This is a genomic window from Thiorhodococcus minor, assembly GCF_010820565.1.
Lineage (GTDB): Bacteria > Pseudomonadota > Gammaproteobacteria > Chromatiales > Chromatiaceae > Thiorhodococcus > Thiorhodococcus minor.
The window spans coordinates 1-3,091 of record NZ_JAAIJQ010000192.1; the positions used below are offsets into that span (position 1 = coordinate 1).

A 3,091-nucleotide genomic window follows, 5' to 3' on the forward strand; every position below is an offset into this window, starting at 1 on the left:
AAAATAAATACAGCAGGTTAACGAGGCTTACTCAGAGCTAGGTTAAGAGGGCGCAATCTGTGCCTATACGAGGTATACAGCCACAAGGAGACCTTCGCGGGTTACCCGGACAACTACCTCATCGAATCATTGAAGGTATACGCCATGCCCGACCTACCCAACCCCATCAAGGGCTCCGACTTCGACTTCCGCCCCTTCTTCACGGCTGCGGTCGAGAAGTATGGATTGCGGGGGGCTCTGGATTTCCTCCCCAAGAATGACCGCAGACGGTTTCTACTGGCACTCAAGGACAGCCCGAACCTCTGGAACCCCGAAGCCCGCAAGAAGGACTGTGCGGAAGCCTACGCCAGCGTCTTGAGCCAGCTCTTCCCCACCAATCACACCCTCCATTGACAACCCAACCCCCAACCGAGGACAAATCCATGTCACACCCCGAAGACCGCATGACCCGAGCCGCCATCCTCCAAGCCACTGGAACGCCTCTAAACGCCGTCCGTGAATCCCTCGGCCTCGACCCCGATGAGTTCGAGGAATGGCAGCACAATCGCACCTATCGGGAGCTGGTGCAGAATGAGCAGGAACGCCCCATCAACCGGATGCGGGAGATGGTTCGAGATACGGGGGAGATTGCCCTCACCACCCTGATCGAATGCGTGAAGGACAAGAAAGCACCTTGGCGGGAGCGCACCCAAGCGGCAAACAAGCCCATCAGCATTCAGGAGAATCGGGGAAACCCGTTGAATCCCTGTCTCATGAAGGTTCTACCCCCAGACATGTGTGAGGATTTTGGTCTCCCTGACTGCTACTGATAGCGGTATCGGTGGGCCGTTTTATATCGCCCCCACACCTTCCAACCGGATGACACTCAAGCCGTTGGCGGGGATACAGACGTGACGCTTAGTGCAGTTATCTGCATCCCCCCAGCCCCTTGCCGAGACGCACACCAGGGGGCAGTCCCTGTTCCCGGTAGAGCGTTGAGTCAACGAAAATGCCTTGCTCTTCCGCGTTACCGCATAACGCCTTATGCTTGTCCTATCACGTTATGCGGTAACGCGGAGGACCCAAGACCATGCCCAGAAAGACCCTCACCGACGAAGAGCGTAGAGCCCGCACGGCGGAGCGTCAGCGCAGATACCGGGAACGCGCCTTCAAGGACCCGGACGGGCACCAGCTAGAACGGCTCTCTATCGCCGTCTCAGCTCACGCCAAGGCGCAGCTTGGGAGACTAGCCACGGGTTACGCGGTAACGCTCAGAGAAGCCCTAGAGCTGGCGCTAGACGCCACTGAGCGGCACGTCCTGGCGGGGCTCAGCTCCCAAGACCAGGAACGCTATCTGAACCGAGAGCTGGCGCTATCGAATCCCCTCGAACAAGCGTTACCAGGTAACGGGGAAGAACCAGAGCCAACCGACCTTGAACCTTCAATGACGTTACCAGGTAACGCACAAGAGCCAGAGCCAACGGACCCCGAACCGCCAAAGGCGTTACTGGGTAACGGGGAAGCACCCAAGGTTGAGGCATTTCTGGGCTATCCCGAGCATGTGAAGGCGAAGGCTGTCGAGATGCGGTTCTCTGCCAACTATCCCCATAAGCAGATTGCGGACTTCATCCAAGCCGAGTGTGGCCGTGCTCCGTCCGTCTCGAACCTGCCGAAGCTCCTCAAGAGGTGGGCTCAACCCGTCCAAGAAGGTACACCTTCCTGAACAGTTCCCGAACCCGCGCAAGTGACTGATTCTTGTTGTCTGAAAAGGTTATAAAAGAATTTATAGACACCATTCCAGAATTGTCTGTAATGTTTCCAGACACCAGGACAGCGGAGACGGACAGATGAGCAAGGCAATCGGATACCGGAGAGTCAGCACCACGGACCAGAACACCACGCGCCAGCTCGAAGGCGTGACCCTAGACAAGGCGTTCGAGGACAAGCTGAGCGGGGCCAAGACCGACAACCGCCCCCAGCTTCAGGCATGCCTCGAATACCTGCGGGACGGGGACACCCTCCACGTCCACAGCATCGACCGCCTAGCCCGCAACCTCTTGGAGCTTCAAAAGCTGGTCGAGGACCTGACCGAGCGGGGGGTCTCCGTCCGCTTCCACAAGGAAGGGCTGACCTTCACGGGCGCTAGCGACCCCATGCAAATGCTCATGTTCCAGATGATGGGCGCTTTCGCGCAGTTCGAGCGGTCCCTGATTCGTGAGCGCCAGCGGGAGGGCATCCAAGCCGCGAAGGCGAAGGGCAAGCACCTTGGCCGCAAGCCAATCTTGACCCCCGAGCAGGTCAAGGAAGCGCGCCAGCGTCGAGAGGCGGGGGAATCAGCAGCGGCCTTAGCCAAGGATTACGGTGTCTCTCGCGCCACCATGTACCAACACCTTGCAGGCACCACAGAATGACCCGAGACGAGTTCCAGTCCCTCTTTCCGGGGGAACCTATGGCCAGCATCGAAGACCACGCCAGAAGCCTTCAGGAAGCCCTAGAGGAGCAAGGGCAAGCGGATGTCTTCATGGTCGGGTCTGGCTTCGTGGTTCGCCCCAAGGACTCGGAGCAAGGGGAGCTAGTTCGAGTGCAATTATCTGCACAAGAGAACGGCTAGCCCCTCCTAAGCCCCGTCCGAAGGGGGCTCACTCTCGCCCGGCTCTCACTGAGGCGGTAGCGGGCTCAGTCCCCCGTGTCGTCTGGCAGATCGAAGTCAGGTGATAGAACGGTGTCCGGGTAAAGCAGGTGCGTCGTGCGTTCAACCCACCCGAGGTCTTCAAGGGCCTGAGCAACTGGGAACCGCATGACCCAAAGCCAGTGCTCGTTCCCGGCGGTTTGCGGGGCCACAAACTCCACCAACATGCCAGCTCTAGCCCGCCCCGCAAGATCGAAACCTAGCTCGTCCGCGACCGCCGTTGCCAGCTTGCCATAGTGGAGATTGACCCCGCTGTAGGTGTCGTAACCAACAAGTTCGGCCAGCCGGGTCGCGGTTACGACTCTTGCGGGAGCAGCGTGGTGGACGCAGAGCATCTCACGTTGCTTAGTCCCTTATCGACAAAATCTTTGACAAAACGATGAGAATTCTAAAGGGCCTCCAGCACGAGACTCGGCTGCACAA

General features: G+C 58.8%; 4 protein-coding genes. All 4 read left to right on the forward strand.

The features are described from left to right. Nucleotides 1-144: 144 nt before the first annotated feature. Complete coding sequence (locus tag G3446_RS26110; protein WP_164456584.1) at nucleotides 145-393, forward strand: hypothetical protein; 249 nt, start codon at nucleotides 145-147, stop codon at nucleotides 391-393. A gap of 29 nt (nucleotides 394-422) precedes the next feature. After that, on the forward strand, nucleotides 423-809 hold the full coding sequence (locus G3446_RS26115; RefSeq protein WP_164456585.1) for a hypothetical protein: 387 nt from the start codon (nucleotides 423-425) through the stop codon (nucleotides 807-809). Between the two features lie 260 nt (nucleotides 810-1,069). After that, complete coding sequence (locus G3446_RS26120) at nucleotides 1,070-1,702, forward strand: hypothetical protein (RefSeq protein WP_164456586.1); 633 nt, start codon at nucleotides 1,070-1,072, stop codon at nucleotides 1,700-1,702. A 124-nt stretch (nucleotides 1,703-1,826) separates the two neighbouring features. After that, nucleotides 1,827-2,390 (forward strand): recombinase family protein, encoded by a 564-nt coding sequence (locus tag G3446_RS26125; RefSeq protein WP_164456587.1) that lies wholly within the window; start codon nucleotides 1,827-1,829, stop codon nucleotides 2,388-2,390. Nucleotides 2,391-3,091 lie beyond the last annotated feature (701 nt).

Excerpts from the sequence above, each read along its gene's own strand:
- G3446_RS26110 (WP_164456584.1), top strand. The coding sequence starts at position 145 with ATGCCCGACCTACCCAACCCCATCAAGGGCTCCGACTTCGACTTCCGC.
- G3446_RS26115 (WP_164456585.1), top strand. The coding sequence starts at position 423 with ATGTCACACCCCGAAGACCGCATGACCCGAGCCGCCATCCTCCAAGCC.
- G3446_RS26120 (WP_164456586.1), top strand. The coding sequence starts at position 1,070 with ATGCCCAGAAAGACCCTCACCGACGAAGAGCGTAGAGCCCGCACGGCG.
- G3446_RS26125 (WP_164456587.1), top strand. The coding sequence starts at position 1,827 with ATGAGCAAGGCAATCGGATACCGGAGAGTCAGCACCACGGACCAGAAC.